Origin of the sequence: Cellulomonas sp. Leaf395, from assembly GCF_001424125.1 — a bacterium.
In the GTDB taxonomy this organism is placed as follows: domain Bacteria; phylum Actinomycetota; class Actinomycetes; order Actinomycetales; family Cellulomonadaceae; genus Cellulomonas.
On record NZ_LMQI01000004.1, the window covers coordinates 230191 to 245475 of the forward strand.

A 15285-nucleotide genomic window follows, 5' to 3' on the forward strand; every position below is an offset into this window, starting at 1 on the left:
GCCCTCCCGCCGGGCGCACTGCGCGCAGACGCGCTCGAGCAGCTCCCCGTGGATCGCGACCTGACGACCTCGATGCGGTCGCGGACATTGCCCTTCGCGCCTGGCGGTCGGACACTGACGGGATCACCGGTCGGAGGTCACCATGCGTACCCGTCCCGCACCACGGATTCCTGACGCGCTACCCGAGCTGCGGCCCGGCAGGCATCGCCATCCCGAACAGGGCGGCTGCCTCATGGAGTGGACGAGCGTGCTGGCGGGGGAGCGCTGGAGCGATCGTCCTTCCTGCACCCACCCCCTCCTGGCACATCTCGCGCGGGTGGTGAACGACGTCGTGGACGACGGCAACCGCGCGGGCCTCACCCGCCTGGTCCCGGACCTCGTCGGCACGACGAGTGACGACCCGGCGTGGCCGCTCGAGATCGCCGACGTTGCCACCAGGCACGCCTTGCCTGTCGCGCGTGCGGACGACGTCCGATTTCTTGCGGTCGCGCTCATCACCGTCGATCGGCTCCTGGAGCCGTCAGACGGTCGCCCGGCGGACATGCGGCGACGTACGACGGTCGACGCGCTCGCGACCGTGCCGTCGTCCGCCGAGTGGGCCGAGCAGTTCACGACGCACATGGGCCGCCCGCACCGGACCCGCGACCTGCCACGCAGCGTCGTCGACCTGGCGATCGCCGCGACGGCCGTCGGGCCGCACAGCGACCACGAGCTCGTCGCGATGCTCGTCGACGCGGTGGACACCTGCCGCGCGATGATGCCGCCGCGGCGCGACGAGATCGCCGTACCGTCCGGGTGGCGGGTGCTCGCCGACGCGTAGCCGGCCGCCCGCACGGGCTACACATGCTGCGGCTCGGGGGGACCGGCCTGCCGAGAGGGAGCGGGTGACGAGAATCGAACTCGCGCTATCAGCTTGGGAAGCTGAAGTTCTGCCACTGAACTACACCCGCGTGGAACGACCATCGGTCGGTCCGGAAAGAGAGCATACCCGGCTCGGTGCGCCCCGCGAACTCAGTTCCGCAGGGTCATCGTGAACGCCCCGGAGCGCTCCTCGCCGGGGTCCAGGACGAAGACGCCCGTGCCGGGGATCCCGGCGGCGTGCAGCGAGAAGCCGTTGTTCACGTTGGTCACCGGCTCGACCGCGAAGTACGACCGGCGCCGCGGCGCGTACACGACGAGGTGCGCGAAGACGGGGTCGGCGTGCAGGTCGATGTTGACGCCGAGCTCGTCATAGCTGATCCGCACGGGGGCTCCGGGCTCCCAGGCGGTGAGCACGTCGTCGACGAACGCGGAGCCGAGGGGACGCGCGACGCGGAAGTCGGCGCGGCTGGGCAGCTGTCCGGCGGGGCCGGACGGGATCGCGTTGACCAGCGAGTAGCCCTGGTGCGCCGGCACCTGGAGCACGGGCTGACCCGGCGTGAGGGGCGAGGTGCCGCCGACGGGCGTGAGCGTCCGCTGCAGGTACGGGTGGTGCCCGAAGCCGGCGGGGAACGGCTCGACGTCGATGTTGCGCAGCGACGTGCCGACCGTGAGCCGGTCCCCGGTCAGGGCGTACGTGATCTGCGCGCGGAACTTCCACGGGAAGTTGACGCCGATGAGCTCGGTGGTGTCGAGCTCGAGCACCACGCGGGCGTCGGTGCGCTCGACGACCGACCAGGCGGCGTGCCGGGCGGCGCCGTGGATCGCGGTCCCGTCGGCGCCGTTGCGCTGCAGCTGGAACGTCCGGCCGCCGAACGGCAGGACGCCGTCGCTGATCCGGTTGGACCACGGGACCATCGGGAAGCTCGAGCACTTCTCCGGCTCGCCCAGCACCGTCCGCCGTGTCGGGCGCAGCAGGTCACGCCAGACGTGGTCGGCCGTGCGGATGCGGCCGCCCGCGATGGACGCGCCCGTCGCTGGCAGGACGTCGAGCTCCCACGAGTCGTTCCGGATGGTCACGACGCGGTCGCCCGCGTCGTACCCCTCCGACGGCGCGAGCGCCTCGATCTCCTGGACAGCGGTCATCGCGACACCCCTGCGGCCCCCGCGGGGGTCAGAGGGTGACCTCGACGTGCACGACCGAGCCCTCGGCGGCGTACGGGACGAGGTTGCCCTCGACGGGCGTGCCGTCGACCGTGAGGCGCCCGCGGGCGCCCTCGGTACCGGAGTTGGTCACGTGGATCTCGTACGTGGCGCCGCGAGCGACGCGGGTCACGGTGAACGAGGGGACGTCCGGGCCGATCTGCGGGTCGACGACGAGGCCGTCGTAGTCGGGACGCACGCCGAGCAGGTACTGCGACACGGCGACGAAGTTCCAGGCGGCCGTGCCGGTGAGCCACGAGTTCTTGGCCTCGCCGGCGCGCGACGCCTCCTTGCCCGCGATCATCTGCGCGTACACGTACGGCTCGAGCTTGTGCGTGTCCGAGATCTCCTCCCGGTACGCCGGCGTGATCCGCTTGTAGTAGTCGAACGCCTTGGCGCCGCGGCCGACGACGGTCTCGCCGATGATCACCCAGGGGTTGTTGTGGCAGAAGATGCCGCCGTTCTCCTTGTACCCGGGCGGGTACGTGGAGACCTCGCCGAGCTCGATCTGGTACGTCGTGTACGCGGGGTACTGGATCACCAGGCCGTGCGGGGTGCCCAGCATCTCGCCGACGGAGTCCAGCGCCTTGATGGCCGGCGAATCGGCTGACGTGCCGTCGACCCCGATGCCCGCCATGACGGCGAAGCCCTGCGGCTCGATCCAGATCTTGCCCTCGGGCTTGGCGTCCGTGCCGATCGGGTTGCCGTAGTAGTCGTACGCGCGCAGGAACCACTCGCCGTCCCAGCCGTGCTCGAGGACGGCCTCGCGGACCTCGTCGACCACCTTGCGGGCCTGCGACGCGACCTCGCCCAGTCCGCGACGCTCCGCCAGCTCCGCGAACTCCGCGCCGTAGAGCACGAACTGCGCCGCGATGAACACCGACTCGGCGTGCCCGCCGGCCTGGTTCTCCGTGGTCTGGAACGACTCGCCGGGGGTGGTGGAGAAGCAGTTGAGGTTCAGGCAGTCGTTCCAGTCGGCGCGGCCGATGAGCGGCAGGCCGTGCGGGCCGCGGTTGTCGACCGTGAACTGGAACGAGCGGACCAGGTGCTCGAACAGCGGGACCTCGGAGCCGGGCTCGTTGTCGAACGGCACCGGCTCGTCGAGGATCGCGACGTCGCCGGTCTCCTTGATGTACGCCGCCACGCCGGCGATGAGCCACAGCGGGTCGTCGTTGAAGCCGGAGCCGATGTCGTTGTTCCCGCGCTTCGTCAGCGGCTGGTACTGGTGGTACGCCGACCCGTCCTCGAACTGCGTGGACGCGATGTCGATGATGCGCTCGCGGGCGCGCTCGGGGATGAGGTGCACGAAGCCCAGCAGGTCCTGGTTGGAGTCGCGGAAGCCCATCCCGCGGCCGATGCCGGTCTCGAAGAACGACGCCGAGCGCGACATGTTGAACGTGACCATGCACTGGTACTGGTTCCAGATGTTGACCATCCGGTCCAGCTTCTCGTCGTCGCTCTTCACCGAGTAGGTGGACAGCAGGCCCGTCCAGTGCGCGCGGAGCTGCTCGAACGCGGCGTCCGTCTGCTCCGTCGTCGCGAAGCGGCCCAGCAGCGCGTGCGCGCGCTCCTTGTTGATGACCTGGTGGGCGTCGTCGGCCCACTTCTCCTCGTCCGGGTTCTCGATGTAGCCGAGCACGTAGGTCAGCGCTCGGGACTCGCCCGGCGCCAGCGTGAGCTCGACCGAGTGCGAGCCGATCGGGTACCAGCCGGACGCCACCGACCCGGAGGACTTGCCGCTGCGCGGGACCGTCGCCTCGCCCAGACCGTTGTAGGCGCCGACGAAGGTGTCGCGATCGGTGTCGAAGCCGTCCGCCCGCGTGTTCACGCCGTAGACGGCGTAGTGGTCGCGTCGCTCGCGGTACTCGGTCTTGTGGAACACGGCCGACCCGTACGGGCCGTCCTGCTCGACCTCGACCTCGCCGATCGACAGGTTGCGCTGGTAGTTGGTCTGGTCGTCCTGCGCGTTCCAGAGGCAGAACTCGACGAACGAGAAGAGCGCGATCGTCTTCGACTCGTCGGAGGTGTTGGTGACCGTGACCTTCTGGATCTCGGCCGTCTCGCCGATGGGCACGAAGAACAGCGTCTCGACGGAGATCCCGCGGCGCTCACCCGTGATGCGCGTGTAGCCGAGGCCGTGCCGCGTCTCGAAGTGGTCCAGGTCCGCCTTGACCGGCAGCCACGACGGGGTCCACACGTCGCCGCCGTCGTTGACGTAGAAGTACCGGCCGCCGGCGTCCGCGGGGATGTTGTTGTACCGGTAACGCGTGAGCCGTCGCATCTTCGCGTCGCGGTAGAACGAGTACCCACCGGACTGGTGCGAGATGAGCGAGAAGAACTGCTCGGAGCCCAGGTAGTTGATCCACGGATAGGGCGTGTGAGGCGTCTCGATGACGTACTCGCGTGCCTCGTCGTCAAACTGGCCGTACCGCATGGACTTGCCCCTCGAGTGCTCGGCAGTGGCGCCTGCGGCTCGTCGACACCCGCTGCAGTGCGGGACGCGCGTCGTCGCCGGCGCTGTTCGGTGTGCGAGAGCGCTCCCACGCAACTCCCGGACGAGAGCATAGCCGTCCGAGTCCGATGGCGGAACGGTGATTTCGAATCGCTTCGTCGGCGGCGGCCGGCGACGCCCCTCTCGCGAGGGGTCGCCGGGCGCGCCTTCACGGACCGCGGCGGTCACTTCTCGGGGACGTCGAGCGCACGGCGAGGGTGCAGGCCCACCGCCACCGTCGTGCCGACGACGAGGTGCAGGGCGACCAGGGTGCCGACCGCGGCGGGGGACGTCCCGCCGAGCGGGCCGAGCAAGGAGACCGCCAGCACGGTCCCGCAGGTGAGCCACCAGGCCGCCGCGGTGCGTCGGCGGAGCAGGGTGCGGACACCCCACGCGCCCAGGGTCGCGACGAGGGTCACCAGCACCACGGACGCGGCTCCGACGGTCTGCGCAGGCGCGCCGGCGGCCAGGTCGACTCCCGCGACCGGGACGGCGAGCACCCAGACAGCGAGGGCGAGGGCCGTCGCGACGACGGCGACGAGCCAGACGGGGACGGGACGGGACATGAGCTTCTCCTGACGTCGAGGTGGACGTCGTCGACGGTGGTCCCGATCGGCAGCCGCGTCCTCGGCCGGAAGGTCACGGTGCCCCCTCCTTTGGTCGGTGGTCCGTCCGGGACCGCGTTCCTACGCTCGACCGCATGACCCGGTCCTGTGACGTCCGCTCCCAGCCCGTCCTGCTCGGGCTGCTGACCGGGATGGTCGTGCTCACCTCGCTCGCCGCCTGGGCAGCCCGTGTGGACGGCGTCCCGCTGGTGGTCGACCTGGCGCTCGGAGCCGTGGCCGTCTCGGTCCTTCCGCTCCTGCGCAGCCGACCCCTGCTCGGTGGCCTGCTGCTCGGCGTGCTCGTCGCGCTCAGCCCCGCGGCGACGCCCGCCGCGACCGCCGGGACGTACGTCGTCGCGCGTCGGGAGCGGCTGGGCGTCGCGATCCCCGTGGCGCTGGCGAGCATCGTCGGGCACGCGCTGCAGGCGCTGTGGCGGTCCGTCGGGCTGCCGCTCGGCTGGTGGCTGCTGTGCGATGTCGCGGTGCACGCGGCGCTGCTCGGCTGGGGCGCGTACGGCCGGACCCGGGACGCCCTCGTCGACGAGTGGCGGGCGCGCGCGCGGACCGCCGAGCGGGACCAGGCACGCAAGGTCGAGGAGGCGCGGTCGGCGGAGCGCACCCGGATCGCGCGAGAGATGCACGACACGCTCGCGCACCGACTGACCCTGCTGGCGACCACCGCGGGCGCGCTGGAGTACCGGACGGACCTGTCACCGGAGCAGGTGTCGGCGGCGGCCGGCGTGGTGCGAGCCAGCGCGGGCGAGGCGCTGGAGGAGCTGCGGACGGTGATCGGGGTGCTGCGCGACGGGCCCGACGAGCTGCGCCCGACGCCCGGTCTGGCGGACCTGCGGGCGCTGGTCGAGCAGGAGCGGTCCGCCGGCGCGACGGTCCGGCTCGACGCGGCCGAGCTGGACCTGCCGACCCCCCTCGGGCTGGCGGTCTACCGGATCTGCCAGGAGGGGCTCACCAACGCGCGCCGGCACGCGCCCGGAGCAGCGGTCGGCGTGCGGGTGAGCATCGACGACGGGCTGCGGGTACGGGTGGTGAACGGGGCCGGCGGGCGCGGGCTCGGGCCGGGGACGGGGACCGGGCTGATCGGGTTGGCGGAACGGATCGAGCTGCTCGGCGGGGCGTTGCGGACGGATGCCGGTCCGGACGGCTTCGTGCTCGACGCGTGGCTACCGTGGACACCGTGAGCGTCCGCGTGATCGTCGTCGACGACGACGCCCTGGTGCGGTCGGGGCTGTCGCTCCTCCTCGACGGCGCGCACGGGATCAGCGTCGTCGCGCAGGTGTCCGACGGTTCCGGCGTGCCCGCCGCCCTCGACGCGCACCCCGTCGACGTCGTGCTCATGGACCTGCGGATGCCCGGTGTCGACGGGATCGCGGCGACGCGGGCGGTCCGTCGTCGCCACGACCCACCGGCCGTGGTCGTGCTCACCACGTTCGACACCGCCGCCGAGGTCGAGGCCGCGCTGCACGCCGGCGCGAGCGGCTACCTGCTCAAGGACACCGAGCCGCAGCGGATCGTCGAGGCGGTGCTGGCGGCGGCGGCCGGAGAGCCGGTGCTGTCGCCGCGGGTGGCACGTCGTCTCATGGACTCCACCGCACGCACGAGCGGGTCCCGGGCCGCCGCACGTTCGACGCTCGACGGGCTGACCGACCGGGAGCGGGACGTTGTCGCTGCGATCGGGCGGGGAGCGAGCAATGCCGAGATCGGCCAGGAGCTGTACCTGTCGGTGGCGACCGTCAAGGCGCACGTGTCGAGCATCCTGCTCAAGCTCGGCCTGGAGAACAGGACGCAGGTGGCGTTGCTGGTCCACGAGGCGGACCTGCCCTGAGGGTGCGGCCAACCGGACTACCGTGGCCCCGTGCTGCTCTCCGACCGTGACATCAGGGCCGAGCTCGAGTCGGGCCGCGTGGCCCTCGACCCCTACGAGCCCGCCATGCTCCAGCCCTCGAGCATCGACGTGCGGCTCGACCGGTACTTCCGGCTGTTCGACAACCACAAGTACCCGTTCATCGACCCCGCCGCGGACCAGCCGGACCTGACGCGGCTGGTCGAGGTCTCCCCGGGGGAGTCCTTCGTCCTGCACCCCGGAGAGTTCGTCCTCGGCTCCACGTACGAGGCCGTGACCCTGCCCGACGACATCGCCGCCCGGCTGGAGGGCAAGTCGTCGCTGGGCCGTCTCGGGCTGCTCACGCACTCGACGGCCGGGTTCATCGACCCGGGGTTCTCCGGGCACGTGACTCTCGAGCTGTCCAACGTCGCGACCCTGCCGATCCTGCTGTGGCCCGGCATGAAGATCGGCCAGATGTGCTTCTTCCGGCTGTCGTCCGCCTCCGAGCACCCCTACGGGTCCTCGCAGTACGGCTCGCGGTACCAGGGGCAGCGTGGCCCGACCGCGTCGCGGTCCTTCCAGAACTTCCACCGGACGGACGTCTGAGCGTGGCTCGGCTGACCCGGCTCCCGGTCGACGACCCCGGTCTCCGTGACCGCCACATCCTCGCGCTGCCGCCGGACGTCGAGGCCGACGAGGTCGAGGTGCTGGCCATCAGCCGGTTCTCCAGCGCGCGCTGGGAGGAGCGGCCGCAGGACTCCCTGCAGCCCCGCGGGATCATCGGCCCGATGACGGCCGCGCTCGGCATCCGTGCCGTCGGCTCCGCGACCATCCCCACGCGCACGCTCCGGCTGGCGCGGCTCTCGACGCTGAACGGCCCGTACCGCATGGAGACGGAGGACGCCGTCAGCCTCGGCCTGCCGGCGACGGCCACCCTCGCGTACGTGCTGGTCTGCCCGCGCGAACGGGGCGAGAAGCCGTACCCCGGAGGTGACCGCGACGGCCTGAAGCGCGCGTTCCCCGACGGCATGCCGATCCGCGAGGAGGAGCGCGTCCTGCAGTGGCTGGTCGCGGCCGCCCGCCGCCTCGGCGGCTCCGTGCGCACCGGCGAGAACGGCGTCGTGCTCACGCCCGACGTCGACAGCGCCATCGACCTCACCGTGCTCTCCGACTCCTGGCTCGAACCGGCAGAGGCGCTCGCCGCCGTCCAGTCGGTGCAGCCCCGCGCGCGGCTCAGCGAGCCCACGAGCACGTGGACCGGACCCGCGCCCGGCGTCGGCCGTGACGCCGGCGGCCGCCCCGGCTGGGTGGTCGAGGCCGGCGGACGCGGACTGTCCGCCGCGCTGGAGCGCTACGGCGTCGACGACGAGGCCGAGCGCCAGCGGCTCATGGACGAGGCGTCGGCGTACGACGAGCTGATGCTCGCGGTCCCGCCCCTGCCTGAGGCGTACGGGGTGCTAGTCGACCTCGGGCACGACGGGATGCTGTCCGTCGAGGCCGGCGTCGAGACCTCCCTGCCGCCCCTGATGCGTGACCTGCCGTGGACCCGGGACGGTGTCGTCGCCTACCGCGTGCACTGGGAGCCACCGTTCATCGAGGAGCTCGAGTCCGAGCGCCCGTCGTTCGAGCACCGCGTCGCCCGGTCCCGCGCCGCCCCTCTGGTGCAGGCCGTCGCGCGCGTCGTGCACGCCGCCATCGGCGGTGAGATCGCCGACGAGGCCGACTTCCTGGTCGACCCCGAGGACATCTGACGTGACCGGCGCGGTGGTCCTGATCACCGGGGTCATGGCCGCCGGGAAGTCGACCGTGGCGCAGCTGCTGGCCGAGCGGCTTCCACGGGCCGTGCACGTGCGCGGGGACGTGTTCCGGCGGATGGTCGTGTCGGGCCGTGTCGAGATGGAGCCCTCGGGTCCCGACGAGGCCCTGGTGCAGCTCCACCTGCGGTACCGGCTGGCCGCGCTCGTGGCCGACGAGTACGCCGACGCCGGGTTCACGGCCGTCGTCCAGGACATCGCGCTCGGCGACGACCTCCCCGCGTGGGTGGCGATGTTCCGGAACGCCCCGCAGGTGGTGGTTCTGGCGCCGTCGGCGGAAGCCGTGTCGGCACGGGAGGCCGGGCGGGTCAAGACCGGGTACGGCACCTGGACCGTGGACGACCTCGACGCCGCCCTCCGCGACGGGACGCCTCGGATCGGGCTCTGGCTCGACACCACGGCACAGACGCCGGACCAGACGGTCGACGCGATCGTCTCGGCGATGGCGAGGGCGTGACCGTGGCGGCCCGCACGAGTGCCGGGCTCCTGGTCTTCCGTCGGACCGCCGGGATCGAGGTGCTGCTCGGGCACATGGGTGGGCCGTTCTGGGCGCGCAAGGACGCGGGCGCGTGGACGATCCCGAAGGGGGAGCCGGCACCCGGCGAGGACCCCTACGCGACCGCGCTGCGGGAGTTCGCCGAGGAGATCGGGGTGCCGGCGCCGTCGTCGGAACCCGTCCCGCTCGGGGACGTGAAGCAGAGCGGCGGCAAGGTCGTCACCGCGTGGGCGCTGGAGGGCGACCTCGACGTGTCCGCCATCGCCAGCAACCTCGTCGAGATCGCCTGGCCGCCGCGGTCCGGGCGAACCCTGCTCGTGCCCGAGCTGGACCGGGCCGGGTGGTTCGCGCCCGACGAGGCCCGCAGGCTCGTGATCAGCGCGCAGGCGGCGTTCGTGGACCGGCTGGAGGAGCTGCTCAGGTGAGGTGGTCGAAGTCGCCGTTGGTCCAGCCGATGTGGCGTTCCGCGGAGCGGCGGACGACCTCCTTCGCGTCGGTCGGGATGACGTTGGCGAAGTTGCCGTAGAGGCGGTCGAACTCCAGGCGGTCGACGTGGTCCGCGACGCGGCGGGCGACGGCCCCGGACAGCGGCAGGTGGTTCGGGTAGCTGCGCATGAACGCGACCGACGTCCGGTCGGGGTTGGCGAAGAGCGTGTCCCCGCTGAGCAGCACGCCCTTGCCGCCGGCCCCGGCCGCCCAGTGCGCGACCGCGCTGCCGGGGAAGTGGCCGCCCGGCTGCGACAGCGTCACGCCCGGCAGGATCTCCCGCTCGCCGGACCACGTCTCGATCACCGGGTCGGGGCGGTTGATCCAGTGCGCGTCGGCCTCCGCGACGAGGACCGGTGCGTTGCCCAGGTCGCGGCTCCACTCCACCTGGATGCCGTACATGTGCGGGTGGCTGGCGGTGATCGCCCGGACCGGACCCAGCGCGAGGATCCGCTCGACCACCTCGTCGTCGAGGAAGCCGATCGGGTCCCACAGGAGGCTGCCCTCGGGGCTGACCAGCAGCTTCGACTGCTGGCCGATGCCGGCGGTCGGGGAGCTGGTGATCGCGTACAGGTCCGGCTCGAGCTCCTGCAGCAGTGCGCGGTAGCCCTGCTCGCGGAGCTCGTCCAGGGTGGTCCAGCGCTGGCCCGACGCGGGCACCCACTGGCGTTCGTCGGCGCAGATGGGGCAGACGTCGAGCTGCTCGGCACTCTCCACGGCGCACGTGGCGCAGATCCAGAAGGCCATGCCCGTCACGCTAGCCGCAGGTACAGGTCGCGCAGAAGGGCGATCTCGGCGCCGTGGTGGATGACCTCCTGGTTGACCCACCAGACCACGTCGAGGAACACGTCCTCCGCGTCGGAGCCGTACGGGTACGTGCTGTAGCCGACCGTGTCGAGGGCGGCATCGTCGGCACGCAGGAGTGTCGCGCGCCAGGCGTCCGACGCCGACGTGAGCCCGGCGATCGCCCCCGCCGCGGTGCCCTGCGGCTCGTCGGACTCCTCCGTCAGAGAGTGGGTGCCGTCGGTGTGGTCCGCGCGACCGGCGAGCATCTCCGCCAGGTGGTTGATCCGCCACGCGATCGTCGTGACCGGCGGCGGCCACGGGTGCGGTCGGCCGCCGTCGCGACCCCACTCGCCCGCGCCGACGAGGACTGTCGCACCGACTCCCGGTCCGTCCGAGTGGCGACGCACCGACCAGCTGCCCGGCACCGGCTCCCACAGCAGCTCCGCGTCGGTCAGCGGGGGGACCTCGACCTGCTCGCCGTCGCCGCTGTCCATCGTCGGACCGGTGAGGCGGTGCAGGAGGCGCTCGCGGGCGAAGTCGTACTCGGCGAGGAGGGGCGCCAGGCGGGCGGGGACGGTCATCGTTCGACCGTTCTCCTCGCCGGGGTCGGCCGCAAGGGGTTTCTACGCGGGCTTCACCACGCACCACTCGTTGCCCTCGGGGTCGAGCAGCACCTGGAACGAGCCCTCGTTGTCGACGTGGATCTCGCCGAACCTCGTCGCGCCCAGCGCCTCCGCCTGGGCGGTCGCCTCCGGGATGTCGTCGACCTCGACGTCGAGGTGCACGCGGTTCTTCACCGCCTTGCCCTCGGGCACCCGCTGGAACGCGACCCGGGTCCAGCCCGGCGGGTCCACGTAGTGCCACCCGTCGTTGCGGCCCACCGGGGTGCCGCCGAGCACGCCGGCCCAGAATCGTGCGAGGACCGCAGGGTCCGCGCAGTCGAAGACGACCTCGTCGATGCGTCCGATCATGCGGCGACGGTAGCGCTGCCTTCGAACTGCGTGCGGTACAGCTCCGCGTACACGCCGCCGCGGGCGAGGAGCTCGGTGTGGGTGCCCTGGTCGACGACCCGGCCGTGGTCCAGGACGACGATCGAGTCGGCCTGCCGCACGGTCGAGAGGCGGTGGGCGATGACGATGCTCGTGCGACCGGTCAGGGCCTCGTCGAGCGCCGCCTGGACCGCGGCCTCGGACCCGGAGTCGAGGTGCGCGGTGGCCTCGTCGAGGATGACGACGTCGGGAGCCTTGAGCAGCATCCGGGCGATGGCCAGTCGCTGCCGCTCACCGCCGGACAGCCGGTAGCCGCGGTCGCCGACGACGGTGTGGATGCCGTCGGGCAGGGTCGCGACGAGGTCCGCGATGTGCGCCTGCTGCAGCGCGCGCTCGATCTCGGCGTCGGTGGCCTCCGGGCGGGCATAGCGCAGGTTCTCCGCGATCGTGTCGTGGAAGAGGTGGGCCTCCTGGCTGACGACGCCGACCGTCGCGCGCAGCGAGGCGGTCGTGACGTCCCGCAGGTCGGCGCCGGCGATGCGCACGGAGCCAGCCGTCGGGTCGTACATGCGCGTGACCAGCTGCGAGATGGTCGTCTTGCCGGCGCCCGAGTGACCGACGAGCGCGACCATGTGGCCGGCGGGGACGGTGAAGCTCACGTCGTCCAGGGTGTTCTGGTTGACCTCGTTCCGGAGGGTCGCGACCGACTCCAGGGAGGCCAGCGAGACCTCGTCGGCGCCCGGGTAGCGGAAGCTGACGCCGTCGAGCCGGACGGTCGCGCCGTGCTGGGCCTTCTCGGCGGCGAGGTCGATCGCGTCCGGCTTCTCGGCGACCGTCGGCTCCAGGTCGAGCACCTCGAGCACCCGCTCGAAGCTCACCAGCGCGGTCATCACGTCGACCTGGACGTTCGACATCGCCGTGAGCGGTCCGTACAAGCGGCCGAGGTAGGCAGTGAGGGCGACGACGACGCCGACGGTCAGCTGGCCGCGGATCGCCATGACGCCCCCGAGGCCGTAGACGATGGCGATGGCGACGCTGGCCAGGGTGGTCAGCCCGACGCGGAACCAGGTGGAGTACAGGGCGCGGGTGACGCCGATGTCGCGGACGCGGCCGACCTGGTCCGAGTAGTTCTGGGACTCGCGCTGCGGGTCGCCGAAGATCTTCACCAGGTGCGCGCCGGCGACGTTGAACCGCTCGTTCATGATCTGCGCGGCGTCGGCGTTGAGCGCGTAGCTCTCGCGGGTGATCGCGGCGATCTTCTTGCCGAACCAGCGGGCCGGGAAGATGAACGCCGGCAGCAGGACCAAGCTGAGCAGGGTCAGCTGCCAGGACATGCTGAGCATGGCCGCGAGGACGAAAACGATGGTCAGCGAGTTGCTCACCACGTTCTGCAGGGTCGAGGTGAACGCCTGCTGCGCGCCGAGCACGTCGCCGTTGAGCCGCTGCACCAGGGCGCCGGTCTTGGCCCGGCTGAAGAACGCGAGCGGCATGCGCTGCACGTGGTCGAAGACCGCGGTGCGCAGGTCGCGGATCAGGCCTTCGCCCACCTGCGACGACACCCAGCGGTCGGCGACGGCCAGGCCTGCGGTGACGATCGCGAGCACGGCGACGACGGCGGCGACGGTGAGGACGACCTCGGTGTTGCCGGCCGTGATGCCGTCGTCGATGAGGGTCTTGAACAGCAGGGGGGTTACTGCGCCCGCCGCGGCCTCGACGGCGATGAGCGCGACGAAGACCGCGAGCTTGCCCTTGTACGGGCGCGCGAACTGCAGGATCCGCTTCAGGGTGTCGCGCGTCAGCTTGTGGTCCGCGACCGTGCGGTCCTTGGCGAAGCTGCGCATGTTGGGGCTGCCGGGAGTCATCGACACGGGCCCACCTCTCTCTCGCACTGTGGTGCGATGCTGAGGTTAACTCACTATGTGTCTGCATCACAAGTTGCGATAGTCTCGCCGCCGTGACCTCCGACGACTCCGGAGAGCTCCTCGAGCTCCTCTACGGCGTGCTCCGTGGCGTCCGCCGCGACGCCGCCGCCCGGCTCGAGCTGCAGGGCACCACGCCCGGGCAGCTGCGGCTGCTGCGCACGCTCGAGCGGTGCGACGGGCCACGCCGGCTCGGTGAGCTCGCCGCTGCGCTCGACGTCGCACCCCGGTCGGTGACGTCGAAGGTGGATGCCGCGGAGGAGGACGGACTGGTCCGACGACTGCCCGACCCGACGGACCGGCGCGCGACCCTGCTGGAGCTCACGCCGGCTGGGCGGGGGCTGTTGGCCGCGATCTCGGCGCAGCGGCACGAGGGGGCCGCGGAGCGGTTGGGCCGGCTGTCGGCGGACGAGCAGGCCGAGCTGTTGCGGTTGCTGCGGATCGTGGGTGACGGGGCGCCGGCGGAGGGCTGACGGCGACAGGTGTCGACTGTCGAGCCACCCCCGCGGTGCGAGCGGGCCATCATGGGTCCGTGCCCACCGTTCCGGATGACGACGAGCTCGAGCTGATCCGTCGGTCCGGTGTCGTGCTGCGGGTCGGGAGGCTGAGCCTGTCGGCCGGCACCGGCTCGTACCGGGTGAAGGCCTCCATGGCGCGGATCGCCACGGCGTTGGGCATCGACCGGCATGAGGCGCACGTGACGCTCACGGAGATCACGACGACGTCCCACCGCGGGCCCAGCTTCCGCACCGAGGTGACCGAGGTGCGCACCATCGGCGTGAACGTCGACCGGCTCACCGAGCTGGAGCACCTGGCAGGTCGTGTGGACGCAGCGGGCCGCGTGTCGCCCGACGAGGTCACCACCGCGCTGGACCGCATCGCCGAGAAGCCACCGCTCTACCCTGTGCTGCTCAACGCGCTCTGGGCCGCCGTCGCGTGTGCCGCGTTCTCCTTCCTGAACAGCGGTGGTCTCGTCGAGATGGTCGCGGTGTTCGTCGGGGCGTTCTTGGGCCAGGCGCTGCGGCGCACGATGCTCCACCGCGGGTTCAACCAGTTCGGCGTCACCATGCTCAGCGCCACGGTGGCGTGCCTGGGCTATCTCGGGTTCGTGTGGCTGCTCGAGGCCGCAGGCGTGGTGGGCGTCGGTCACGAGGCGGGCTACGTCTCGGCCGTGCTGTTCCTGGTCCCGGGGTTCCCGCTGGTCACCGGGTTCCTCGACCTGGCGAAGCTGGACTTCTCCGCGGGGATCGCCCGCCTGGTGCATGCGCTGATGATCCTGACGTCCGCCGCGCTCGCGCTGTGGGCGGTGTCGCTGGTCATCGGGCTCAGCCCCGACCCGCCTGCCGCTGTCGACCTCGAACCGGGGCCCCTGCTAGCGCTGCGCTTCGTCGCCAGCTTCCTCGGCGTGCTCGGTTTCGCGCTCATGTTCAACAGCCCCTGGCGCATCGCGCTCGCGGCGGCCGGCGTCGGCATGGTGGCGAACGTGCTGCGCATCGAGATGGTCGAAGCACCGGTGCCCCCGCAGGCGGCCGCGGCCGTCGCGGCGCTGGCCGTCGGGCTGCTCACCGCCGTCATCGCGCCGCGGCTCGACGTCCCGAGGATCACCGTCTACGTCCCGGCCGTGACGATCATGGTGCCGGGCGTCCTCGCCTACCGGGCCGTGTTCCACATCTCCAACGGCAACACGGTCGACGCCCTTGCGTTCGGGGTCGAGGCAGCGCTCATCGTCGCCGCTCTCGCCATCGGCCTGGCCATCGCCCGCATGCTCACCGACCCCACCTGGGCGTACGAACGCTGA

General features: G+C 71.9%; 16 protein-coding genes and 1 tRNA gene. 9 read left to right on the plus strand and 8 right to left on the minus strand.

The window, feature by feature from the left end:
* Nucleotides 1-232 precede the first annotated feature (232 nt).
* Nucleotides 233-820: a hypothetical protein gene (locus ASG23_RS12415; protein WP_157465640.1), complete on the plus strand. Its 588-nt coding sequence runs from the start codon at nt 233-235 to the stop codon at nt 818-820.
* Nucleotides 821-879: 59 nt separating this feature from the next.
* Here the strand turns inward: ASG23_RS12415 and ASG23_RS12420 are convergent.
* From ASG23_RS12420 to ASG23_RS12435, 4 genes are all read right to left on the minus strand, one after another.
* Nucleotides 880-950: transfer RNA gene (locus tag ASG23_RS12420), tRNA-Gly, on the minus strand.
* Nucleotides 951-1011: 61 nt separating this feature from the next.
* On the minus strand, nt 1012-2004 hold the full coding sequence (locus tag ASG23_RS12425; protein ID WP_056025290.1) for an aldose epimerase family protein: 993 nt from the start codon (nt 2002-2004) through the stop codon (nt 1012-1014).
* 28 nt (nt 2005-2032) lie between these two features.
* The gene (locus ASG23_RS12430) at nt 2033-4495 is read right to left on the minus strand and encodes a GH36-type glycosyl hydrolase domain-containing protein (RefSeq protein WP_056025293.1); all 2463 of its coding nucleotides are present in this window, start codon (nt 4493-4495) and stop codon (nt 2033-2035) included.
* Between the two features lie 242 nt (nt 4496-4737).
* Nucleotides 4738-5118: a DUF6069 family protein gene (locus ASG23_RS12435; protein WP_056025296.1), complete on the minus strand. Its 381-nt coding sequence runs from the start codon at nt 5116-5118 to the stop codon at nt 4738-4740.
* A 134-nt stretch (nt 5119-5252) separates the two neighbouring features.
* Here ASG23_RS12435 and ASG23_RS12440 point away from each other — a divergent pair, with 134 nt between their 5' ends.
* Genes ASG23_RS12440 through ASG23_RS12465 form a run of 6 tightly spaced genes read left to right on the plus strand, consistent with a single transcriptional unit; the run spans nt 5253 to nt 9732 of the window.
* The gene (locus ASG23_RS12440; RefSeq protein ID WP_082516143.1) at nt 5253-6353 is read left to right on the plus strand and encodes a sensor histidine kinase; all 1101 of its coding nucleotides are present in this window, start codon (nt 5253-5255) and stop codon (nt 6351-6353) included.
* A complete protein-coding gene (locus ASG23_RS12445) occupies nt 6350-6997 on the plus strand; it encodes a response regulator (RefSeq protein ID WP_235521068.1) in 648 nt (215 codons plus the stop codon). The genes ASG23_RS12440 and ASG23_RS12445 overlap by 4 nt, the downstream gene beginning before the upstream one ends.
* 30 nt (nt 6998-7027) lie before the next feature.
* Nucleotides 7028-7603 carry a dCTP deaminase gene (dcd, locus tag ASG23_RS12450; RefSeq protein ID WP_056025302.1) on the plus strand — a complete coding sequence of 192 codons (576 nt, stop codon included), beginning with the start codon at nt 7028-7030 and terminating at the stop codon, nt 7601-7603.
* A gap of 2 nt (nt 7604-7605) precedes the next feature.
* Entirely contained in the window at nt 7606-8748 is a 1143-nt protein-coding gene (locus tag ASG23_RS12455; RefSeq protein WP_157465641.1) for a hypothetical protein, read from the plus strand.
* Nucleotide 8749: 1 nt separating this feature from the next.
* A complete protein-coding gene (locus ASG23_RS12460; RefSeq protein ID WP_157465642.1) occupies nt 8750-9268 on the plus strand; it encodes an AAA family ATPase in 519 nt (172 codons plus the stop codon).
* A gap of 2 nt (nt 9269-9270) precedes the next feature.
* Nucleotides 9271-9732: an NUDIX domain-containing protein gene (locus ASG23_RS12465; protein WP_056026255.1), complete on the plus strand. Its 462-nt coding sequence runs from the start codon at nt 9271-9273 to the stop codon at nt 9730-9732.
* On the opposite strand, the gene ASG23_RS12470 is transcribed toward ASG23_RS12465, so the two are convergent.
* From ASG23_RS12470 to ASG23_RS12485, 4 genes are read right to left on the minus strand one after another with little or no spacing between them, the layout of a single operon-like run.
* Nucleotides 9725-10540 (minus strand): MBL fold metallo-hydrolase, encoded by an 816-nt coding sequence (locus ASG23_RS12470; protein ID WP_056025305.1) that lies wholly within the window; start codon nt 10538-10540, stop codon nt 9725-9727. The genes ASG23_RS12465 and ASG23_RS12470 overlap by 8 nt on opposite strands.
* Nucleotides 10541-10545: 5 nt before the next feature.
* A complete protein-coding gene (locus ASG23_RS12475; protein WP_056025308.1) occupies nt 10546-11160 on the minus strand; it encodes a DinB family protein in 615 nt (204 codons plus the stop codon).
* 42 nt (nt 11161-11202) lie between these two features.
* Nucleotides 11203-11550, minus strand: coding sequence for a VOC family protein (locus ASG23_RS12480; protein ID WP_056025311.1), 348 nt, complete (start codon nt 11548-11550; stop codon nt 11203-11205).
* Entirely contained in the window at nt 11547-13430 is a 1884-nt protein-coding gene (locus ASG23_RS12485) for an ABC transporter ATP-binding protein (RefSeq protein ID WP_056026257.1), read from the minus strand. The genes ASG23_RS12480 and ASG23_RS12485 overlap by 4 nt, the downstream gene beginning before the upstream one ends.
* 92 nt (nt 13431-13522) lie before the next feature.
* Here ASG23_RS12485 and ASG23_RS12490 point away from each other — a divergent pair, with 92 nt between their 5' ends.
* Both ASG23_RS12490 and ASG23_RS12495 read left to right on the plus strand, forming a co-directional pair.
* A complete protein-coding gene (locus ASG23_RS12490) occupies nt 13523-13960 on the plus strand; it encodes a MarR family winged helix-turn-helix transcriptional regulator (RefSeq protein ID WP_056025314.1) in 438 nt (145 codons plus the stop codon).
* Nucleotides 13961-14019: 59 nt separating this feature from the next.
* Nucleotides 14020-15285 carry a threonine/serine ThrE exporter family protein gene (locus tag ASG23_RS12495; RefSeq protein WP_056025317.1) on the plus strand — a complete coding sequence of 422 codons (1266 nt, stop codon included), beginning with the start codon at nt 14020-14022 and terminating at the stop codon, nt 15283-15285.

Coding starts and splice junctions, on each gene's coding strand:
- ASG23_RS12485 (WP_056026257.1), bottom strand. CDS start 13,430: ATGACTCCCGGCAGCCCCAACATGCGCAGCTTCGCCAAGGACCGCACG.
- ASG23_RS12430 (WP_056025293.1), bottom strand. CDS start 4,495: ATGCGGTACGGCCAGTTTGACGACGAGGCACGCGAGTACGTCATCGAG.
- ASG23_RS12415 (WP_157465640.1), top strand. CDS start 233: ATGGAGTGGACGAGCGTGCTGGCGGGGGAGCGCTGGAGCGATCGTCCT.
- ASG23_RS12475 (WP_056025308.1), bottom strand. CDS start 11,160: ATGACCGTCCCCGCCCGCCTGGCGCCCCTCCTCGCCGAGTACGACTTC.
- ASG23_RS12425 (WP_056025290.1), bottom strand. CDS start 2,004: ATGACCGCTGTCCAGGAGATCGAGGCGCTCGCGCCGTCGGAGGGGTAC.
- ASG23_RS12440 (WP_082516143.1), top strand. CDS start 5,253: ATGACCCGGTCCTGTGACGTCCGCTCCCAGCCCGTCCTGCTCGGGCTG.
- ASG23_RS12470 (WP_056025305.1), bottom strand. CDS start 10,540: ATGGCCTTCTGGATCTGCGCCACGTGCGCCGTGGAGAGTGCCGAGCAG.
- ASG23_RS12435 (WP_056025296.1), bottom strand. CDS start 5,118: ATGTCCCGTCCCGTCCCCGTCTGGCTCGTCGCCGTCGTCGCGACGGCC.
- ASG23_RS12480 (WP_056025311.1), bottom strand. CDS start 11,550: ATGATCGGACGCATCGACGAGGTCGTCTTCGACTGCGCGGACCCTGCG.